Raw genomic sequence first — 19,918 nt, 5'->3', positions numbered from 1 at the left:
CAGGAGTTTTTGTGTTCAGATTACCAACACCCCGACTACTCAGCGGACTCAAATCAGCCCTACGCCCGGCGATGCCCCGGTTTAAAGTCTCCGCTTTCTGGCTGCTGATACTGGCGTGGATTTTTCTGCTGGTATGGATCTGGTGGAAAGGCCCGACGTGGACGCTGTATGAAGAACAGTGGCTCAAACCACTGGCGAACCGCTGGCTGGCAACGGCGGCATGGGGGATTATCGCCCTGGTGTGGCTTACCGTCCGGGTGATGAAGCGCCTGCAACAACTTGAAAAAATGCAAAAGCAGCAGCGCGAGGAGGCCATTGATCCGCTCAGTGTGGAGCTGAACGCCCAGCAGCGTTACCTTGACCGCTGGCTGCTGCGCCTGCAACGCCATCTCGACAACCGCCGTTTCCTGTGGCAGTTGCCGTGGTATATGGTCATCGGCCCGGCGGGCAGTGGCAAAACGACACTGCTGCGCGAGGGGTTTCCGTCAGACATTATTTATGCCCCGGAGGGCGCGCGCGGCACAGAACAACGCCTGTACCTTACGCCCCATGTCGGTAAACAGGCGGTTATCTTTGATATCGACGGCACACTCTGCGCTCCCGCTGATGCGGATATCCTGCATCGCCGTCTGTGGGAACATGCCCTCGGCTGGCTGAAAGAAAAGCGCGCGCGCCAGCCGCTGAACGGGATTATTCTGACACTCGATTTACCCGATCTGCTTACCGCAGACAAACGCCGCCGCGAGCATCTGTTACAGACGCTGCGCAGCCGCTTGCAGGATATACGCCAGCATCTTCACTGCCAGTTACCGGTTTACGTGGTACTCACCCGGCTTGATTTATTGCAGGGTTTTGCCGCCCTGTTCCAGTCACTGAACAGACAGGATCGCGATGCGATTCTGGGCGTCACGTTCACCCGCCGCGCCCATGAAAATGATGACTGGCGAACAGAGTTGAATGCTTTCTGGCAGACATGGGTGGATCGAATGAACCTAGCGTTGCCGGATCTGATGGTCGCTCAGACTCACACCCGCGCGTCTTTATTTAGTTTTTCCCGCCAGATGCAGGGAAGCCGTGAACCGCTGGTGTCACTGCTTGAGGGTCTGCTTGATGGCGAAAATATGAACGTGATGCTGCGTGGTGTCTATCTCACCTCTTCGCTTCAGCGTGGACAGATGGATGATATATTCACCCAGTCTGCCGCCCGCCAGTACCGGCTGGGCAATAACCCACTGGCGTCCTGGCCTCTGGTGGACACCGCGCCTTATTTCACCCGCAGCTTGTTCCCGCAGGCATTACTCGCAGAGCCTAATCTGGCAACGGAGAGCCGCGCCTGGCTGATGCGTTCCCGTCGCCGCCTGACGGTTTTCTCTACCACAGGAGGCGTGGCGGCACTGCTGCTCATCACCGGCTGGCATCACTATTACAACGGTAACTATCAGTCCGGCATCACCGTGCTTAAGCAGGCCAAAGCCTTTATGGACGTGCCGCCTCCGCAGGGGGAAGATGACTACGGCAACCTGCAACTGCCGCTGCTGAACCCGGTACGCGATGCCACACTGGCCTATGGCGACTGGGGCGACCGCAGCCGTCTGGCCGATATGGGACTGTACCAGGGACGACGTATCGGGCCTTATGTGGAACAGACCTATCTGCAACTGCTGGAGCAACGTTACCTGCCCTCGCTGTTTAACGGGCTGGTTAAAGCGATGAATGCCGCGCCGCCGGAGAGTGAAGAAAAACTCGCGGTGCTGCGCGTGATGCGAATGCTGGAGGACAAAAGCGGACGTAACAATGAGGTGGTGAAGCAGTATATGGCAAAACGCTGGAGCGAAAAGTTCCACGGCCAGCGCGATATCCAGGCACAACTGATGTCCCATCTTGACTACGCGCTGGCTCATACTGACTGGCACGCAGAGCGTCAGGCGGGCGACGGTGACGCCATCAGCCGCTGGACGCCATATGACAAGCCCGTGGTATCAGCACAGAAAGAACTGAGCAAACTGCCTGTCTACCAGCGGGTTTACCAGAGCCTGAAAACGCGGGCGCTGGGCGTTCTTCCTGCCGACCTCAATCTGCGTGACCAGGTAGGGCCAACCTTTGACCAGGTATTTACATCTGCCGATGACAACAAACTGGTTGTTCCACAGTTTCTTACCCGTTACGGCCTGCAAAGCTATTTTGTAAAACAGCGCGATGAACTGGTTGAACTGACGGCGATGGATTCCTGGGTACTTAACCTTACCCGCAGCGTGAAATACAGTGACGCCGACCGCGCGGAAATCCAGCGCCAGCTCACCGAGCAGTATATCAGCGACTACACCGCCACCTGGCGGGCCGGGATGGACAATCTGAATATCCGCAATTTTGAGTCCATCGGACAACTGACCGGGGCGCTGGAGCAGGTTATCAGCGGCGACCAGCCTTTGCAGCGGGCGCTGACCGTGCTGCGTGACAACACACAACCAAGCGTCTTTTCTGAAAAACTCTCTGCCAAAGAACGGGATGAGGCCCTGGCAGAGCCGGACTACCAGTTACTCACCCGTCTCGGGCATGAGTTCGCCCCGGAAAACAGTACCCTGGCAGTACAGAAAGACAAAGAAAGCACGATGCAGGCAGTATATCAGCAACTCACCGAGTTGCACCGCTATCTGCTGGCGATCCAGAACGCGCCTGTACCAGGGAAATCGGCGCTGAAAGCCGTGCAGTTACGGCTTGATCAGAACAGCAGCGATCCGATATTCGCCACCCGCCAGATGGCAAAAACGCTGCCTGCTCCGCTCAACCGCTGGGTTGGCAGGCTGGCTGACCAGGCCTGGCATGTGGTGATGGTGGAGGCCGTTCACTATATGGAAGTGGACTGGCGCGACAGCGTGGTGAAACCGTTTAACGAGCAACTGGCAAATAACTATCCGTTTAATCCGCGTTCTGCACAGGATGCCTCACTGGATGCCTTCGAACGCTTCTTTAAACCGGATGGCATACTGGATACCTTCTACCAGCAGAACCTGAAGCTGTTTATCGATAATGACCTGAGTCTGGAGGATGGCGATAACAACGTCATTATTCGCGAAGATATTATTGCGCAACTGGAAACTGCGCAGAAAATCCGTGACATCTTCTTCAGCAAACAGAACGGTCTGGGAACATCCTTTGCCGTGGAAACGGTATCGCTTTCAGGCAATAAACGCCGCAGTGTACTGAACCTTGACGGTCAGTTAGTCGATTACAGCCAGGGCCGTAACTATACCGCCCATCTGGTCTGGCCTAACAACATGCGCGAAGGCAACGAAAGTAAGCTGACGCTCATCGGCACCAGCGGCAACGCGCCGCGCAGTATCAGCTTCAGCGGGCCGTGGGCGCAGTTCCGCCTGTTCGGGGCCGGACAACTGACCGGAGTACAGGATGGCAACTTTACCGTGCGCTTTAGCGTGGACGGTGGCGCGATGACCTACCGTGTGCATACCGACACGGAAGATAACCCGTTCAGCGGTGGGTTGTTCAGCCAGTTTGGTCTGTCAGACACACTGTACTGAGGAGGCAGGGATGAATAGTAACGTACTGACACAAACTATCGTTACCGGCAGTGACCCGCGCGGGCTGCCGGAATTCAGCGCCATCCGCGAGGAAATAAACAAAGCCAGCCACCCGTCACAGCCTGAGCTGAACTGGAAACTGGTGGAGTCGCTGGCGCTGGCGATTTTTAAAGCCAACGGTGTGGATTTACACACCGCCACCTACTATACGCTTGCCCGGACACGGACACAGGGACTGGCGGGATTCTGCGAAGGTGCGGAACTGCTGGCGGCAATGGTAAGCCACGACTGGGATAAGTTCTGGCCGCAGGGCGGCCCGGCGCGTACTGAAATGCTGGACTGGTTTAACTCCCGAACCGGCAATATTCTGCGTCAGCAAATCTCCTTTGCGGAATCTGATCTGCCGCTGATCTACCGCACAGAGCGGGCATTGCAGCTTATCTGCGACAAGCTTCAGCAGGTAGAGCTGAAGCGCGTTCCGCGCGTGGAGAATCTGCTCTATTTTATGCAGAACACGCGTAAACGGCTTGAACCCCAGCTGAAGAGTAACACTGAGAACGCCGCACAGACCACGGTCAGAACGCTGATTTATGCCCCGGAAACACAGCCATCTTCCACACCAGAAGCGGTAGTGCCTCCCCTGCCCGGCCTGCCTGAGATGAAAGTGGAAGTGCGCAGTCTGACAGAGAATCCCCCACAGGCCAGTGTGATAAAGCAAGGCAGTACGGTAAGAGGGTTTATCGCAGGGATCGCCTGTTCAGTGGCTGTCGCCTCAGCATTGTGGTGGTGGCAGGTCTATCCGGTGCAGCAGCAACTGTTACAGGTTAACGACACCGCTCAGGGCGCAGCAACGGTGTGGATGGCCTCACCTGAACTCGAAAACTATGAGCGCAGGCTGCAACAACTTCTTGATACCTCCCCGGTACAGCCGCTGGAAACCGGGATGCAGATGATGCGTGTTGCCAACAGTCGCTGGCCGGAAAGCCTGCAACAGCAACAGGCCTCGACACAATGGAATGAGGCACTCAAAACCCGCGCACAGAATAGCCCGCAGTTGCGTGGCTGGTTGCAGACCCGCCAGGACTTACATGCTTTTGCAGATCTAGTGATGCAGCGCGAGAAAGAGGGACTCACCCTTTCCTATATCAAAAATGTCATCTGGCAGGCGGAGCGGGGACTGGGGCAGGAAACACCCGTTGAGTCTCTGTTGACGCAGTACCAGGATGCCCGTGCGCAGAAGCAGAATACAGATGCGCTGGAAAAACAAATTAATGAGCGACTCGAAGGCGTGTTAAGCCGCTGGCTGCTGCTGAATAATAATACGATACCGACGATAAAAAAAGGCATTGAATTTCAATAACATTCATGAATACAAAGGAGTTTTAAATGGCGAATTTAATTTATTTAACACTAAATGGTGATAATCAAGGGCTCATTTCAAGTGGTTGTTCATCACAACCATCCATTGGAAATAAAGCTCAAACAGCACACATTGATCAAATTATGATTTATGAATTCATGCATGGATTAAATCGAGATCAAAACGTCAACCATCATCATTTGACAATAAAAAAACCTATAGATAAAGCATCACCCTTATTAGGCAAAGCAATTTGCGACAATGAATTATTGACATGTGATTTTTCCTTTTATCGTACAAATAAATTTGGAATTAATGAACTGTACTATAAAATCAAATTAACTGGAGCAAAGATAAGCGACATTCATGTCGCTATATCACATATTGTTGTTGATAACAGCGTTCAACCCGAAGAGTCAGTTTCTTTCAGTTATGAGTCAATTATATGGGAGCATTGTTCCGCTGGCACTAGTGCATACAGTTTATGGGAAGATCGTCTTTTTTAAAAACATATGGGATTATTATAATGGCTAACAATATTTTACACTCTTCAACATCAGACAGTGAAAGCAAAAATACAAGCACTGACAGTACGTTATTTAATGAAAAATTCCCATTTCAACTAAGACAAGATTTCGCATCAAGAATAACAGAAGATGAAAGTGATTTTTTTAAATGGAAAAAAATAAGAGAGTTGGCATTTGTGAGCAATCATAAAGAATGGAATAAATATGACTTATTAATTTTAAAATCTGTTAATGAAATCAACATTCATTTGTCCAGCACTCCATACTTTCAGCCGTTGGATTGGTATATAATAAAAGCCATGCTCTGGACTGAAAACGATGCGGAAAATACTTCTCAGTGGAATGGTTATCCATTACAAATTGGTCGTTTTCGGAAAGATAAAGCGATGCCAGCTTTAATCTCTGGAGAAAAATCTACAGCCCTTGTTACCCCACCACAATGGAGAAACAAAGCATTCAATGGGTTAAAAGATCCAGAAAGAAATTACTGGGCAAAAGAACAAATAACTGGCTCTCCAGAAGAGAATATCAAAGCAGCAATTACTTACTTAATGATGAAACTTTCTAATACAAAGGAAGAATCAACTATCGATCAATATGACTCAACTCTATATAGCGCCATTGTCCAAAAAGGCGATTTGGCTGACAACATCAGAAAAGAGAGAAAAACGACCATACCTAACTTAACGAAAAACAATCCTGGAAAAAATCTCGATAAAATACACCCGGGAGATATTTTATATTATCAAAAAGCATCCATGAAAGTAATAATTACTGGATGGAAACCTATCACAATAAAAAATGTAGCGATGAATTATAATGGTGGTGGCGATCCCAAGTATGCAATAAAACTTCAGTTCGTTTATACATTACTCACAAAAAACAGAGTATTATGAGAATGCGAAAAATAACAATTATTCTACTGCTGACATTCTCATGTACAAAAGGTCTGGCATTTGACATTTCCATGTCTAAAGAATGTAGTGGTGTTGATGAACTTGAATTTATTGATTGTGTTAAAAACTCATTTATTATGAGCACTATTACACTTAAAAAAGCAGAAGCAAATATAAAAGAGAAAATTCAAAAATGGAATAGTGATGAGGACGAAGCAATAAGAAAAGAAGCAGTTATTTCTTTAAAAAGACTAGAGTCTTCTAATAGGGAATTTATACGTTACAGATTTGCTCAATGCTCTTTTACTCTAACCTGGGGGGCCAGAGTAGGGCGACTGGCATTCTCTCGGCTATATCCATGCTATACTGAGTTAAACAAAATAAGAGCCATGCAACTAAACAATGCTTACATTTCTGACTTTCAAAATCCAGATGAGATATCCAGCAAATGATTATTATAAATTTAAGATTAACATTACTATTTATACTGGCCACATTTACATATTCAGTACAATCAGACGAATTCGATGATCAAACCACTTACACGCAATACCGTTATTTTTCCACTGCTATACCGGAAGATATACGTAGATTTATGTTCTACGTAGATTATTGCTTTGTAGATTTAGCATTCGATATCGAAACTGACTCAATGACAGCTAAGAATGATATTATTAATGAATGTACTCCATTAATAGAAAGAAACAAGACATTAAAAGAAAAATATAAAAAAAATGAAGAGATAATAGCAATTCTTTCCATTGCAGATGATACTATTTTAATTTATGAAGAATTAAAAAAATAACTCACATGCAATACACTGGTAATATATATTATAACTTTATAAAAACAATCATATTTACATTATAAAAATACTCAACTCCTGTTTGCTGCCACCCTAAACTACAGGCGGCAGCATAACAATAACGATTACTGGAATCGACTCACCAAGTCTTTCACCATCGATACATATGTTTTTTGTTTCAAATTAAACAGTTGCGCTTCCGTAACATGGTCATTTGATAGTTCTTTATTGCTCGTTTTTGTTATTCCAGCCGGCGGAAAAATTACTCTCGATTCATAATTCACCGGCGACCAGGTAGCCCACTCACCTGTTGCCACATCCACCAGCGTGAAACGTACCAGGTAGCGCAGGGAGATAGCGTCAGTGAGTTTTTCATTTTTATAGTCGGACCATACTGTTGATTTCAGCGCAGAGTCATATTTTCCTGTCTGCAACATATCCTGGTAAACAATAATCGCTTTCTGATGTCCTTTTGCAGCCACAAAACGCAGTGCCTGCATCCAGTTCATATTCTCAGCACGGGCAACATCCTCGTTCTCATTTTTATCTTTGTTTTTGTTACAAGTCAGAGGCTTTTGCCTGTCCGGGATACCAGAGAATGTGGAAACAGTATAATATTTTCGCATCTCCTCCTGCATAATGGTTTCCGGTGCGCGGTTGCCGGATTGAACAAGTATTACAGGAGAATTAAGGGGAACGCGGAACTCATCTCCATCAAGCGCTGCTTGAATATCCTCTTCGGATACGGCCAGAGTGGTTTCATTACCGAATAAATCTTTGTCTGTCAGTTGCTGGGGAGTGTTTTTATTAATATTACTTTGTGTGACTTGAGCTTTTTTCTTCTTTTCATCAATAGAAGATTCAGAGGCACATCCTGCAAGCAGCGAGAATAACACACATATGCAACAAAGCTTTTTTGAATTCATAATTGGACACTCCCTCGCCTGTCATAATGATTAGAATATTTAGCATTGATAACGGACTCTAATTATATACCCCACTTAAATAATAACAAACAAAATCAATTTGAAATATACATTCATTTAATCAATATAAATTTATTCTCTGGAAATATATTTAAGCTGAATGGTTCGATATCATTATTGAATTTTAATGAATGAGACAACAAGCGAGAATCACGCACTTACGCCAGAGTAAAATCATTGAACAGAGAAATGGTGGAATTCAAATACAAAAAAACCGCAAAATTAAAAATCTTGCGGTTCTCTGAACTCATTTTCATGAGTGAATATTGGCGGAACGGACGGGACTCGAACCCGCGACCCCCTGCGTGACAGGCAGGTATTCTAACCGACTGAACTACCGCTCCGCGTTGTGTTCCGTTGGGAACGAGGCGAATATTACGGATTGCCTCGACCTTCGTCAACGGTTTTTCTCATCTTTTGAATCGTTTGCTGCAAAAATCGCCCAAGTCGCTATTTTTAGCGCCTTTTACATGTATTTATGCCCGCCAGAGGCAGCTTCCGCCCTTCTTCTGCACCAGATCAAGACGGGCTTCATGAGCTGCAAGCTCTTCATCTGTCGCAAAAACAACGCGTAACTTACTTGCCTGACGTACAATGCGCTGAATTGTTGCTTCACCTTGTTGCTGTTGTGTCTCTCCTTCCATCGCAAAAGCCATCGACGTTTGACCACCGGTCATCGCCAGATAAACTTCCGCAAGGATCTGGGCATCGAGTAATGCCCCGTGCAGCGTTCGTTTACTGTTATCTATTTCGTAGCGGGCACATAACGCATCGAGGCTGTTGCGTTTACCGGGAAACATTTTCCTCGCCACCGCAAGGCTATCGGTGACCTTACAGAAGGTATTAGTCTTCGGAATATCGCGCTTGAGCAACGAGAACTCGTAGTCCATAAAGCCGATATCGAACGCTGCGTTATGGATCACCAACTCCGCGCCGCGGATATAGTCCATGAACTCATCGGCTACTTCGGCAAACGTGGGCTTATCGAGCAAAAATTCATCGGCAATACCATGTACGCCAAAGGCTTCCGGATCCACCAGCCGATCGGGTTTGAGATAAACATGGAAGTTATTGCCCGTCAGGCGACGGTTCACCACTTCAACGGCACCAATCTCAATGATCTTGTGGCCTTCATAGTGCGCACCAATCTGGTTCATACCGGTGGTTTCGGTATCGAGAACGATCTGGCGTGTAATTGCAGTGCTCATAGCGGTCATTTATGTCAGACTTGTCGTTTTACAGTTCGATTCAATTACAGGAAGTCTACCAGAGATGCTTAAACAGGTAGAAATTTTCACCGATGGTTCGTGTCTGGGTAATCCTGGACCTGGGGGTTACGGCGCTATTTTACGCTATCGCGGACGCGAGAAAACCTTTAGCGCAGGCTACACCCGCACCACCAACAACCGTATGGAGTTGATGGCCGCTATTGTCGCGCTGGAGGCGTTAAAAGAACATTGCGAAGTCATTTTGAGTACCGACAGCCAGTATGTCCGCCAGGGTATCACCCAGTGGATCCATAACTGGAAAAAACGTGGCTGGAAAACAGCAGACAAAAAACCAGTTAAAAATGTCGATCTCTGGCAACGTCTTGATGCTGCGCTGGGGCAGCATCAAATCAAATGGGAATGGGTTAAAGGCCATGCCGGACACCCGGAAAACGAACGCTGTGATGAACTAGCTCGTGCCGCGGCGATGAATCCCACACTGGAAGATACGGGCTACCAAGTCGAAGTTTAAGCCTGTGGTTTACGACATTGCCGGGTGGCTCCAACCGCCTGGCGAATTCGTGGCTTGTTTTTACTCTGTTTCATCGGATTTAGCGTTAAAGGAATAGTCCGTTTCCGGGCAACAATAAGTTGTAAGCAACCAAGCGCAGGAATATGCGCATTCAAAAGTTTTCCTCCGTGTTTGTTCCACGGGAGAACGTGGAAACGGCTGGCGTGTAGCACTTCAAAATTCAACAAAGAGAGCCAGTCCAGCTGCCGCATCAGAGTAAACATCCGGCTGTTATAGGGCGAGGTTTTGCGCAATACCGGCACAAGTTTGCGTAATCCCATTAAACTAATGGGATTGAAGCCACTAATCACCAGCCAGCCATCATCAATCAATACCCGATCAGCTTCACGCAATAAACGATGCGGATCGGTGCACCACGGCAATGTATGTGCCAGTAGACAAACATCAACGGATTTATCGGCAAAAGGAAGATGAAGTGGATCCGCCTGCACCTGGACGGGCATTCCTTGCGCAGAAACATTCACTTGATGAGAAACCGCGCACGCTTCGCAATTGATTTCTGCGCTTAAATTGCCAATCTTAAGCAGATGAAAACCATACATTTTAGTGAACCACGGGTTGAGCTGGCGCTCCAGCGCCTTGCGATAAAGCTCTCCCCAGGGCAAATCGCCCCAGCGATCAGGAGCCACGACAGTTTGAGGGACTCTTGCCGGTTTCATCACAACCTTCCGTTTCACACTGAGAGGTAATCTATGAATCTTAACAGTATTCCCGCCTTTGATGACAATTACATCTGGGTTTTGAATGATGAAGCAGGTCGCTGCCTGATTGTCGATCCCGGAGACGCAGAGCCAGTATTAAACGCCATTGCCGCCAATAACTGGCAACCGGAGGCCATATTTCTCACCCACCATCATCACGATCACGTTGGCGGCGTAAAAGAACTGGTGGAAAAGTTTCCGCAAATTGTGGTGTATGGTCCACAAGAGACACAAGATAAGGGAACAACACAGGTAGTCAAAGATGGCGAAACTGCCTTCGTTTTGGGGCATGAATTTAGTGTAATTGCCACGCCGGGTCACACTTTAGGACATATCTGTTACTTCAGTAAACCTTATCTATTTTGCGGCGACACGCTGTTTTCTGGTGGGTGTGGTCGGTTGTTTGAAGGGACAGCATCACAAATGTATCAATCACTTAAAAAGTTAAGTGCGTTACCTGACGATACATTGGTATGTTGTGCTCATGAATATACGTTATCAAATATGAAGTTTGCTTTGAGTATTCTTCCGCACGATTTGTCCATAAATGATTATTATCGTAAAGTTAAGGAGTTACGGGCAAAAAATCAAATAACACTACCCGTAATTCTGAAAAATGAGCGGCAAATTAATGTTTTTTTAAGAACAGAAGATATTGATTTAATTAATGTAATTAATGAAGAAACATTATTGCAACAACCTGATGAACGTTTTGCATGGTTAAGGTCAAAGAAAGATAGGTTCTGATAAAACTTTCTTGTCATCGGCTCCGTTCGCCGTTATGATCGGTCGTCTTTTAAGCAACTATTGACACACACATGAAGGCAAAAGCGATATTACTCGCCTCTGTCCTGCTCGTGGGTTGCCAGAGTACCGGCAACGTTCAACAGCACGCACAGAGCCTTTCTGCAGCTGGTCAAGGGGAAGCAGCAAAGTTTACAAGTCAGGCACGATGGATGGACGATGGGACGTCTATCGCGCCAGATGGTGACTTGTGGGCTTTCATTGGCGACGAGCTAAAGATGGGAATTCCGGAAAATGACCGGATTCGCGAACAGAAACAGAAATATTTACGCAATAAGAGCTATCTCCACGATGTAACTTTACGGGCAGAGCCGTATATGTACTGGATAGCCGGGCAAGTTAAAAAACGTAACATGCCTATGGAACTGGTACTACTACCCATAGTGGAGAGCGCTTTTGATCCTCACGCAACGTCTGGCGCCAATGCCGCAGGCATCTGGCAGATCATTCCGAGCACGGGGCGCAATTATGGTTTGAAACAGACCCGCAATTATGACGCGCGTCGCGATGTTGTTGCTTCCACAACTGCCGCGCTGAACATGATGCAGCGTCTGAACAAGATGTTTGACGGCGACTGGCTTCTGACCGTAGCGGCTTATAACAGCGGCGAAGGTCGGGTCATGAAGGCAATTAAAACGAACAAAGCGCGTGGGAAATCCACGGACTTCTGGTCGTTACCTTTGCCGCAGGAAACGAAGCAGTACGTGCCTAAAATGCTGGCATTGAGTGATATTCTCAAAAACAGCAAGCGTTATGGCGTACGTCTGCCAACGACCGATGAAAGCCGTGCTCTGGCGCGTGTGCACCTGAGCAGCCCGGTTGAAATGGCGAAGGTTGCAGATATGGCGGGGATTTCCGTCAGCAAGCTGAAGACATTCAACGCTGGCGTGAAAGGCTCCACGCTGGGCGCAAGTGGTCCGCAATACGTGATGGTGCCAAAGAAGCATGCAGATCAACTGCGTGAATCTCTGGCTTCAGGCGAAATTGCTGCTGTACAGTCGACGCTGGTTGCCGACAATACGCCGCTTAACAGCCGTGTTTACACCGTACGCTCTGGCGACACGCTTTCAAGTATCGCTTCACGTCTCGGCGTAAGCACCAAAGATTTGCAGCAGTGGAACAAACTGCGCGGATCTAAGCTGAAGCCAGGCCAAAGTTTGACGATTGGTGCAGGCAGTAGCGCACAGCGACTGGCAAACAACAGCGATAGCATTACGTATCGTGTGCGCAAAGGCGATTCGCTTTCAAGCATTGCTAAACGCCACGGCGTGAACATCAAAGATGTGATGCGCTGGAACAGCGACACTGCGAATCTGCAACCAGGCGATAAGCTGACGTTGTTTGTGAAAAACAACAACATGCCAGATTCCTGACAAACCAGATAATAAAAAGGCACCGATTCCCCCGGTGCCTTTTTTATTTATGCCGCTTTATGTGCATCTACCATGATGATATCACTGGTGAAAGAGCCATCATTCTGCAAGGCAAAATACGTTCTCACCTCTGTCGATGCGCTCTGTTGGTAAATGCGAATAGCGTCTACTAACGCTTCTGGCGTACGCATTCTCGCGACCCATGAAGAAAATTCCAGCGGTAACTTATCTGTAATTAAATTATCAACTATCAGATTGGCTTCATTGATTAACCTCAACCACTCACCGCTGGCGTAGTTTCGTACGTGAGAGGTATCGCGTAATGCTTCTACCGTCTGTAACCAGATGTCGCGCACTGGGTGGCCCGGAGACATTACGTCCATCACAATCAGCCTCCCGCCAGGTTTCAATATCCGGTTCACTTCACGCAGTGCTGCACCAACATCATGCCAGTGATGGGCAGAATAACGGCTGATAACAATATCAAATGCGTTATCGGCAAATGGCAGACTTTCGGCATACCCCTGGCGGGTGGTGATATTTTTCAGTTGCCGGACTTCGGCAGCTTGTGCCACGACATCCAGCATTTGGGCAGATAAGTCATACGCCACCACCGTGCTCACGTTTTGCGCAGCGACAAAGCTGGCATGCCCTGCTCCGCAGCCCATATCAAGTACACTTGCATCAGGATAATCAGCCAGACACACCGCCAGGCGCTGTAAATCTCGTCCGGATGCATGTACGGTACTGGTCAGATATTCGCTGGCTTGAGAGCTAAACTGCTTTTCTACGTGGTCATGGTGGGATTGTGTTGTCACTGCACTGTCCTTTTGTTGTTTGAGTATAAAAGGGCAGCTCCAAACGTTGGTCTGCCCTGTGGCAGACCTGACATACCTTATTTATCAGGCTTGCCGGGACTGAATTCAACGAGTAGCGGATTGTGATCGGACGCGCGCGTAACCAGTACAGAAGCTTCGCTGACGTTCAGACCACGGTAGAAAACAAAATCGAGCGGGCGACCAAACGCCCGACGGCGCTGATCATCGGTAAAACGCACCTGACGCAGCGACATTTCCCGCGCAAAACGATATAACGCGTTCATCCTTCTACGGCTCCAGGCATTGAAATCTCCCGCCATAATGACCGGGCCGCTGTGGTGAGCTATCTGATCACCAATAGGAAGTAACTGCTTACTATAAACATCCACGCCCAGACTGAAGTTGACGGCGTGTATATTAACCACCATTAACAGGCGGGTGTCAGGTAATGGATAGACCGTCACCAGTGCCGACTTCGCCAGACGCAAAATGGGTTCTCGTTCACGTAACGGGCAGCAATACACTGGATGTGCCGCCGAAAGGGTCATTACGCCAGAAGGATGTTGTGGCAGCACGAAAGCGGGTACCTGATCGGCGGCAAGATAGTTAGCAGTCGCAAACTGTACCAACTCTGGCGTTGTTTGCGCTTCCTGCAATAACACCAGATGTGCGTCTTTGCCGTAATTCTTTAATACCGACAACCATTCAGCGCGTTGCTGTTTGTATATGTTCCACACCAGGATCCGAATACGCTCTTCGGTACTTAACGGTTCTCCGGGTGGTAATGCCTGGCCGATGCTCGCAAAAGACCCCGGCGGTAAGATCCTTTCCGCAGGTTGTCCGGCAACATAGCGCATGGCATAGGTGTTTTTTCGCACTTTTGACTTTGAAACCTCTATTACGTCAACCCTTCCGCACTCGGGAGGGTTCTACTGTTATAGGGATTTTAGCTCACTCTTTCAACGAGCAATTGTATATTGTTATGTAAGCAAGTGCTTACACCGGTCAGAATTTTGCTCATTATTGAGAACATTAAATCGGATGACATATCACGCATCCTGATGGTTTAATGACAAATAAATTCAAAATATCTCTTCTATTTTGCAACAGGAGCAAAAATGAAAGCCACGTCGGAAGAACTCGCCATTTTTGTTTCGGTCGTAGAAAGCGGCAGCTTTAGCCGGGCAGCGGAACAATTAGGGCAAGCAAACTCTGCGGTAAGCCGGGCGGTGAAAAAGCTGGAGATGAAACTTGGCGTTAGCCTGCTTAATCGGACCACGCGACAACTTAGCCTGACGGAAGAAGGCGAGCGTTATTTTCGTCGCGTACAGTCAATTTTGCAGGAGATGGCAGCGGCAGAATCAGAAATTATGGAGACGCGTAATACACCGCGTGGACTGTTGCGCATCGATGCCGCAACTCCAGTGGTGCTGCACTTTCTGATGCCGTTAATTAAGCCTTTCCGTGAACGCTATCCGGAAGTCACTTTATCGCTAGTCTCCTCCGAAACGATTATTAATTTGATCGAAAGAAAAGTGGATGTCGCGATACGCGCTGGTGCGTTAACGGATTCCAGCTTACGTGCCAGGCCGTTATTTAACAGTTATCGAAAAATTATCGCCTCCCCCGATTATATTTCCCGCTACGGGAAGCCAGAAACGATCGACGATTTAAAGCAACATGTTTGCCTGGGATTCACTGAACCCGCTTCCCTCAATACCTGGCCGATAGCCTGTAGTGATGGACAATTACATGAGGTGAAGTACGGTTTGTCATCCAATAGTGGGGAAACACTGAAACAGCTTTGCCTGAGTGGCAACGGGATTGCGTGTTTGTCCGACTATATGATCGACAGAGAAATCGCTCGCGGAGAATTGGTGGAGTTAATGGCAGATAAAGTGTTGCCAGTGGAAATGCCATTCAGTGCCGTCTATTACAGCGACCGTGCGGTAAGTACGCGCATCCGGGCTTTTATCGATTTCCTTAGCGAGCATGTAAAAACAGCTCCCGGAGGAGCTGTCAGAGAGGCTTAATCCCATTCAGGAGCCAGACCTTCCGGGCTAACCAGGCGGTCGTTGCAATCCAGTGCGGCGATCGCTTTTTTATCTTCGGCATCAAGCTGTAAATTTTGTGCCTTAAGATTACTCTCCAGGTTTTCACGTTTAGTAGAAGAAGGAATTACTGAGTAACCTTCCCCCATAGCCCACGCCAGAATCACTTGTGCCGGAGTCGCATTGTGTTTAGCTGCGATACGAGCAATAACCTCATCTTTCAGGGCCTTACCATACGCCAGCGTCATATAGGAAGTAATATGGATGCCGTGCTGTTTAGCCCAGGCAACCACTTTACGGTTTTGCAGATAAGGAGAGAGTTCAATCTGGTTAGTAGCGATGTTTTCAGCGCCAACAGCAGCAATCGCCTTTTCCATCAATGGGATCGTGAAGTTGGAAATACCGATCTCACGCGTCAACCCTTCTTTTTTGGCTTCCAGCAGCGCCTGCATAAACTCTTCAACAGAGACTTCATCGTTTGGTGACGGCCAGTGGATTAGCGTCAGATCAACATAATCGGTACGCAATTTTTGCAGGCTCTCTTTCAGACTTGGGATCAATTTGTCTTTGCTGAGATTTTCAATCCAGATTTTAGTGGTGATGTAGAGTTCATGACGTGGCACGCCACTTTCTGCAATCGCCTGACCTACTGCGGCTTCGTTATCATAGATTTGTGCGGTATCAATTGCGCGATAACCAAGTTCAAGCGCCGTTTTCACAGATGAAATAACAACGTCGTCTTTCAGACGGAAAGTACCTAAACCAAATGCAGGGATAGCCATAATATGCCTCTTTTAATGCTATTTTCGTTAACTGAGGTGATTATGGGCTTCAGACTGTTGAGGAAAAAGAGCGTAAAATGCAGAGGATTTTTGCGATTCTGGCAATAATAGATATACAGACGAAAAAAAACCTCGAGCGTTAACTCGAGGCTTCTTAATAAGTGGCGGAACGGACGGGACTCGAACCCGCGACCCCCTGCGTGACAGGCAGGTATTCTAACCGACTGAACTACCGCTCCACCGAATTCTTTTACAACCACCGGTTTTATGACCGGCTTACTGCTAAATTTGATGCCTGGCAGTTCCCTACTCTCGCATGGGGAGACCCCACACTACCATCGGCGCTACGGCGTTTCACTTCTGAGTTCGGCATGGGGTCAGGTGGGACCACCGCGCTACGGCCGCCAGGCAAATTCTGTTTTATCAGACCGCTTCTGCGTTCTGATTTAATCTGTATCAGGCCGAAAATCTTCTCTCATCCGCCAAAACACCTTCGGCGTTGTAAGGTTAAGCCTCACGGTTCATTAGTACCGGTTAGCTCAACGCATCGCTGCGCTTACACACCCGGCCTATCAACGTCGTCGTCTTCAACGTTCCTTCAGGACCCTTAAAGGGTCAGGGAGAACTCATCTCGGGGCAAGTTTCGTGCTTAGATGCTTTCAGCACTTATCTCTTCCGCATTTAGCTACCGGGCAGTGCCATTGGCATGACAACCCGAACACCAGTGATGCGTCCACTCCGGTCCTCTCGTACTAGGAGCAGCCCCCCTCAGTTCTCCAGCGCCCACGGCAGATAGGGACCGAACTGTCTCACGACGTTCTAAACCCAGCTCGCGTACCACTTTAAATGGCGAACAGCCATACCCTTGGGACCTACTTCAGCCCCAGGATGTGATGAGCCGACATCGAGGTGCCAAACACCGCCGTCGATATGAACTCTTGGGCGGTATCAGCCTGTTATCCCCGGAGTACCTTTTATCCGTTGAGCGATGGCCCTTCCATTCAGAACCACCGGATCACTATGACCTGCTTTCGCACCTGCTCGCGCCGTCACGCTCGCAGTCAAGCTGGCTTATGCCATTGCACTAACCTCCTGATGTCCGACCAGGATTAGCCAACCTTCGTGCTCCTCCGTTACTCTTTAGGAGGAGACCGCCCCAGTCAAACTACCCACCAGACACTGTCCGCAACCCGGATCACGGGTCAACGTTAGAACATCAAACATTAAAGGGTGGTATTTCAAGGTCGGCTCCATGCAGACTGGCGTCCACACTTCTAAGCCTCCCACCTATCCTACACATCAAGGCTCAATGTTCAGTGTCAAGCTATAGTAAAGGTTCACGGGGTCTTTCCGTCTTGCCGCGGGTACACTGCATCTTCACAGCGAGTTCAATTTCACTGAGTCTCGGGTGGAGACAGCCTGGCCATCATTACGCCATTCGTGCAGGTCGGAACTTACCCGACAAGGAATTTCGCTACCTTAGGACCGTTATAGTTACGGCCGCCGTTTACCGGGGCTTCGATCAAGAGCTTCGCTTGCGCTGACCCCATCAATTAACCTTCCGGCACCGGGCAGGCGTCACACCGTATACGTCCACTTTCGTGTTTGCACAGTGCTGTGTTTTTAATAAACAGTTGCAGCCAGCTGGTATCTTCGACTGATTTCAGCTCCATCCGCGAGGGACTTCACCTACATATCAGCGTGCCTTCTCCCGAAGTTACGGCACCATTTTGCCTAGTTCCTTCACCCGAGTTCTCTCAAGCGCCTTGGTATTCTCTACCTGACCACCTGTGTCGGTTTGGGGTACGATTTGATGTTACCTGATGCTTAGAGGCTTTTCCTGGAAGCAGGGCATTTGTTGCTTCAGCACCGTAGTGCCTCGTCATCACGCCTCAGCCTTGATTTTCCGGATTTGCCTGGAAAACCAGCCTACACGCTTAAACCGGGACAACCGTCGCCCGGCCAACATAGCCTTCTCCGTCCCCCCTTCGCAGTAACACCAAGTACAGGAATATTAACCTGTTTCCCATCGACTACGCCTTTCGGCCTCGCCTTAGGGGTCGACTCACCCTGCCCCGATTAACGTTGGACAGGAACCCTTGGTCTTCCGGCGAGCGGGCTTTTCACCCGCTTTATCGTTACTTATGTCAGCATTCGCACTTCTGATACCTCCAGCATACCTCACAGTACACCTTCACAGGCTTACAGAACGCTCCCCTACCCAACAACACATAGTGTCGCTGCCGCAGCTTCGGTGCATGGTTTAGCCCCGTTACATCTTCCGCGCAGGCCGACTCGACCAGTGAGCTATTACGCTTTCTTTAAATGATGGCTGCTTCTAAGCCAACATCCTGGCTGTCTGGGCCTTCCCACATCGTTTCCCACTTAACCATGACTTTGGGACCTTAGCTGGCGGTCTGGGTTGTTTCCCTCTTCACGACGGACGTTAGCACCCGCCGTGTGTCTCCCGTGATAACATTCTCCGGTATTCGCAGTTTGCATCGGGTTGGTAAGTCGGGATGACCCCCTTGCCGAAACAGTGCTCTACCCCCGGAGATGAATTCACGAGGCGCTACCTAAATAGCTTTCGGGGAGAACCAGCTATCTCCCGGTTTGATTGGCCTTTCACCCCCAGCCACAAGTCATCCGCTAATTTTTCAACATTAGTCGGTTCGGTCCTCCAGTTAGTGTTACCCAACCTTCAACCTGCCCATGGCTAGATCACCGGGTTTCGGGTCTATACCCTGCAACTTAACGCCCAGTTAAGACTCGGTTTCCCTTCGGCTCCCCTATTCGGTTAACCTTGCTACAGAATATAAGTCGCTGACCCATTATACAAAAGGTACGCAGTCACCCCATAAAAGAGGCTCCCACTGCTTGTACGTACACGGTTTCAGGTTCTTTTTCACTCCCCTCGCCGGGGTTCTTTTCGCCTTTCCCTCACGGTACTGGTTCACTATCGGTCAGTCAGGAGTATTTAGCCTTGGAGGATGGTCCCCCCATATTCAGACAGGATACCACGTGTCCCGCCCTACTCATCGAGCTCACAGTATGTGCATTTTTGTGTACGGGGCTGTCACCCTGTATCGCGCGCCTTTCCAGACGCTTCCACTAACACACACACTGATTCAGGCTCTGGGCTCCTCCCCGTTCGCTCGCCGCTACTGGGGGAATCTCGGTTGATTTCTTTTCCTCGGGGTACTTAGATGTTTCAGTTCCCCCGGTTCGCCTCATTAACCTATGGATTCAGTTAATGATAGTGTGTCGAAACACACTGGGTTTCCCCATTCGGAAATCGCCGGTTATAACGGTTCATATCACCTTACCGACGCTTATCGCAGATTAGCACGTCCTTCATCGCCTCTGACTGCCAGGGCATCCACCGTGTACGCTTAGTCGCTTAACCTCACAACCCGAAGATGTTTCTTTCGATTCATCATCGTGTTGCGAAAATTTGAGAGACTCACGAACAACTCTCG

The 19,918-nt window shown here is 48.7% G+C and carries 15 protein-coding genes, 2 tRNA genes, 2 rRNA genes and 2 pseudogenes; 11 read left to right on the top strand and 10 right to left on the bottom strand.

All coding sequences use genetic code 11. From position 1 onward, the window contains the following. Nucleotides 1-71 precede the first annotated feature (71 nt). The 7 genes and pseudogenes from tssM (at nucleotide 72) to HUZ68_RS03995 (ending at nucleotide 7,124) form a co-directional block, all read left to right on the top strand. The gene (gene tssM, locus HUZ68_RS04025; RefSeq protein WP_077778250.1) at nucleotides 72-3,536 is read left to right on the top strand and encodes a type VI secretion system membrane subunit TssM; all 3,465 of its coding nucleotides are present in this window, start codon (nucleotides 72-74) and stop codon (nucleotides 3,534-3,536) included. A 10-nt stretch (nucleotides 3,537-3,546) separates the two neighbouring features. After that, nucleotides 3,547-4,957: pseudogene (locus HUZ68_RS04020) on the top strand (VasL domain-containing protein). Then, nucleotides 4,923-5,402, top strand: a complete 480-nt coding sequence (locus HUZ68_RS04015; protein WP_033814596.1) for an Hcp family type VI secretion system effector — start codon at nucleotides 4,923-4,925, stop codon at nucleotides 5,400-5,402. Before HUZ68_RS04020 ends, HUZ68_RS04015 begins: the two are co-directional and overlap by 35 nt. Before the next feature lie 20 nt (nucleotides 5,403-5,422). Then, nucleotides 5,423-5,641, top strand: a pseudogene (locus tag HUZ68_RS04010) (hypothetical protein); the annotation flags it as partial. 81 nt (nucleotides 5,642-5,722) lie between these two features. Next, nucleotides 5,723-6,319 carry a hypothetical protein gene (locus HUZ68_RS04005; protein WP_000964776.1) on the top strand — a complete coding sequence of 199 codons (597 nt, stop codon included), beginning with the start codon at nucleotides 5,723-5,725 and terminating at the stop codon, nucleotides 6,317-6,319. 2 nt (nucleotides 6,320-6,321) lie between these two features. After that, complete coding sequence (locus tag HUZ68_RS04000; protein WP_001302684.1) at nucleotides 6,322-6,771, top strand: lysozyme inhibitor LprI family protein; 450 nt, start codon at nucleotides 6,322-6,324, stop codon at nucleotides 6,769-6,771. Continuing rightward, nucleotides 6,768-7,124 carry a hypothetical protein gene (locus HUZ68_RS03995; protein WP_223718868.1) on the top strand — a complete coding sequence of 119 codons (357 nt, stop codon included), beginning with the start codon at nucleotides 6,768-6,770 and terminating at the stop codon, nucleotides 7,122-7,124. The genes HUZ68_RS04000 and HUZ68_RS03995 overlap by 4 nt, the downstream gene beginning before the upstream one ends. Nucleotides 7,125-7,249: 125 nt before the next feature. Here HUZ68_RS03995 and HUZ68_RS03990 read toward each other — a convergent pair whose 3' ends face one another. The 3 genes from HUZ68_RS03990 to dnaQ form a co-directional block, all read right to left on the bottom strand. Continuing rightward, nucleotides 7,250-8,050: a lipoprotein YafT gene (locus HUZ68_RS03990; RefSeq protein WP_001086136.1), complete on the bottom strand. Its 801-nt coding sequence runs from the start codon at nucleotides 8,048-8,050 to the stop codon at nucleotides 7,250-7,252. A gap of 327 nt (nucleotides 8,051-8,377) precedes the next feature. After that, nucleotides 8,378-8,454: transfer RNA gene (locus HUZ68_RS03985), tRNA-Asp, on the bottom strand. A gap of 132 nt (nucleotides 8,455-8,586) precedes the next feature. Further along, nucleotides 8,587-9,318 carry a DNA polymerase III subunit epsilon gene (dnaQ, locus tag HUZ68_RS03980; protein ID WP_001366128.1) on the bottom strand — a complete coding sequence of 244 codons (732 nt, stop codon included), beginning with the start codon at nucleotides 9,316-9,318 and terminating at the stop codon, nucleotides 8,587-8,589. A 64-nt stretch (nucleotides 9,319-9,382) separates the two neighbouring features. Here dnaQ and rnhA point away from each other — a divergent pair, with 64 nt between their 5' ends. Next, nucleotides 9,383-9,850: a ribonuclease HI gene (gene rnhA / locus HUZ68_RS03975; protein ID WP_000917883.1), complete on the top strand. Its 468-nt coding sequence runs from the start codon at nucleotides 9,383-9,385 to the stop codon at nucleotides 9,848-9,850. Here rnhA and HUZ68_RS03970 read toward each other — a convergent pair. Continuing rightward, nucleotides 9,847-10,569: a class I SAM-dependent methyltransferase gene (locus HUZ68_RS03970; RefSeq protein WP_001307587.1), complete on the bottom strand. Its 723-nt coding sequence runs from the start codon at nucleotides 10,567-10,569 to the stop codon at nucleotides 9,847-9,849. The genes rnhA and HUZ68_RS03970 overlap by 4 nt on opposite strands. A 33-nt stretch (nucleotides 10,570-10,602) precedes the next feature. On the opposite strand from HUZ68_RS03970, the gene gloB reads away from it, so the two are divergent. Next, entirely contained in the window at nucleotides 10,603-11,358 is a 756-nt protein-coding gene (gloB, locus tag HUZ68_RS03965) for a hydroxyacylglutathione hydrolase (protein WP_001052714.1), read from the top strand. Between the two features lie 71 nt (nucleotides 11,359-11,429). Further along, the gene (gene mltD / locus HUZ68_RS03960) at nucleotides 11,430-12,788 is read left to right on the top strand and encodes a murein transglycosylase D (protein ID WP_000644685.1); all 1,359 of its coding nucleotides are present in this window, start codon (nucleotides 11,430-11,432) and stop codon (nucleotides 12,786-12,788) included. A 47-nt stretch (nucleotides 12,789-12,835) separates the two neighbouring features. On the opposite strand, the gene HUZ68_RS03955 is transcribed toward mltD, so the two are convergent. Together HUZ68_RS03955 and HUZ68_RS03950 are read right to left on the bottom strand one after the other, a co-directional pair. After that, complete coding sequence (locus HUZ68_RS03955) at nucleotides 12,836-13,606, bottom strand: class I SAM-dependent methyltransferase (protein WP_000211698.1); 771 nt, start codon at nucleotides 13,604-13,606, stop codon at nucleotides 12,836-12,838. Between the two features lie 77 nt (nucleotides 13,607-13,683). Next, entirely contained in the window at nucleotides 13,684-14,484 is an 801-nt protein-coding gene (locus HUZ68_RS03950; RefSeq protein WP_001230983.1) for an endonuclease/exonuclease/phosphatase family protein, read from the bottom strand. A gap of 240 nt (nucleotides 14,485-14,724) precedes the next feature. Between HUZ68_RS03950 and yafC the strand changes: the two genes are divergently transcribed. Next, complete coding sequence (gene yafC / locus HUZ68_RS03945) at nucleotides 14,725-15,639, top strand: DNA-binding transcriptional regulator YafC (protein ID WP_000648556.1); 915 nt, start codon at nucleotides 14,725-14,727, stop codon at nucleotides 15,637-15,639. On the opposite strand, the gene dkgB is transcribed toward yafC, so the two are convergent. The 4 genes from dkgB to HUZ68_RS03925 form a co-directional block, all read right to left on the bottom strand. Continuing rightward, complete coding sequence (gene dkgB / locus HUZ68_RS03940) at nucleotides 15,636-16,439, bottom strand: 2,5-didehydrogluconate reductase DkgB (RefSeq protein ID WP_033814594.1); 804 nt, start codon at nucleotides 16,437-16,439, stop codon at nucleotides 15,636-15,638. The genes yafC and dkgB overlap by 4 nt on opposite strands. 162 nt (nucleotides 16,440-16,601) lie before the next feature. Further along, nucleotides 16,602-16,678: transfer RNA gene (locus HUZ68_RS03935), tRNA-Asp, on the bottom strand. Between the two features lie 54 nt (nucleotides 16,679-16,732). Beyond that, nucleotides 16,733-16,848: ribosomal RNA gene (rrf, locus tag HUZ68_RS03930) — 5S ribosomal RNA — on the bottom strand. 94 nt (nucleotides 16,849-16,942) lie between these two features. Next, nucleotides 16,943-19,845: ribosomal RNA gene (locus HUZ68_RS03925) — 23S ribosomal RNA — on the bottom strand. Between the last annotated feature and the right edge of the window lie 73 nt (nucleotides 19,846-19,918).

The sequence above is a fragment of the Shigella dysenteriae genome, assembly GCF_022354085.1.
Taxonomy (GTDB): Bacteria; Pseudomonadota; Gammaproteobacteria; order Enterobacterales; family Enterobacteriaceae; genus Escherichia; species Escherichia coli.
The sequence above is the reverse complement of the archived record's forward strand: the minus strand, read 5'-3'. Positions and strand labels throughout refer to the sequence as shown.

Bases quoted from the DNA above. Each gene is read 5' to 3' on its own strand.
- HUZ68_RS04000 (WP_001302684.1), top strand. From the start codon at position 6,322: ATGCGAAAAATAACAATTATTCTACTGCTGACATTCTCATGTACAAAA.
- HUZ68_RS03995 (WP_223718868.1), top strand. From the start codon at position 6,768: ATGATTATTATAAATTTAAGATTAACATTACTATTTATACTGGCCACA.
- HUZ68_RS04015 (WP_033814596.1), top strand. From the start codon at position 4,923: ATGGCGAATTTAATTTATTTAACACTAAATGGTGATAATCAAGGGCTC.
- dnaQ (WP_001366128.1), bottom strand. From the start codon at position 9,318: ATGAGCACTGCAATTACACGCCAGATCGTTCTCGATACCGAAACCACC.
- rnhA (WP_000917883.1), top strand. From the start codon at position 9,383: ATGCTTAAACAGGTAGAAATTTTCACCGATGGTTCGTGTCTGGGTAAT.
- mltD (WP_000644685.1), top strand. From the start codon at position 11,430: ATGAAGGCAAAAGCGATATTACTCGCCTCTGTCCTGCTCGTGGGTTGC.
- HUZ68_RS03990 (WP_001086136.1), bottom strand. From the start codon at position 8,050: ATGAATTCAAAAAAGCTTTGTTGCATATGTGTGTTATTCTCGCTGCTT.
- HUZ68_RS04005 (WP_000964776.1), top strand. From the start codon at position 5,723: ATGCTCTGGACTGAAAACGATGCGGAAAATACTTCTCAGTGGAATGGT.
- gloB (WP_001052714.1), top strand. From the start codon at position 10,603: ATGAATCTTAACAGTATTCCCGCCTTTGATGACAATTACATCTGGGTT.
- dkgB (WP_033814594.1), bottom strand. From the start codon at position 16,439: ATGGCTATCCCTGCATTTGGTTTAGGTACTTTCCGTCTGAAAGACGAC.
- tssM (WP_077778250.1), top strand. From the start codon at position 72: ATGCCCCGGTTTAAAGTCTCCGCTTTCTGGCTGCTGATACTGGCGTGG.
- yafC (WP_000648556.1), top strand. From the start codon at position 14,725: ATGAAAGCCACGTCGGAAGAACTCGCCATTTTTGTTTCGGTCGTAGAA.
- HUZ68_RS03970 (WP_001307587.1), bottom strand. From the start codon at position 10,569: ATGAAACCGGCAAGAGTCCCTCAAACTGTCGTGGCTCCTGATCGCTGG.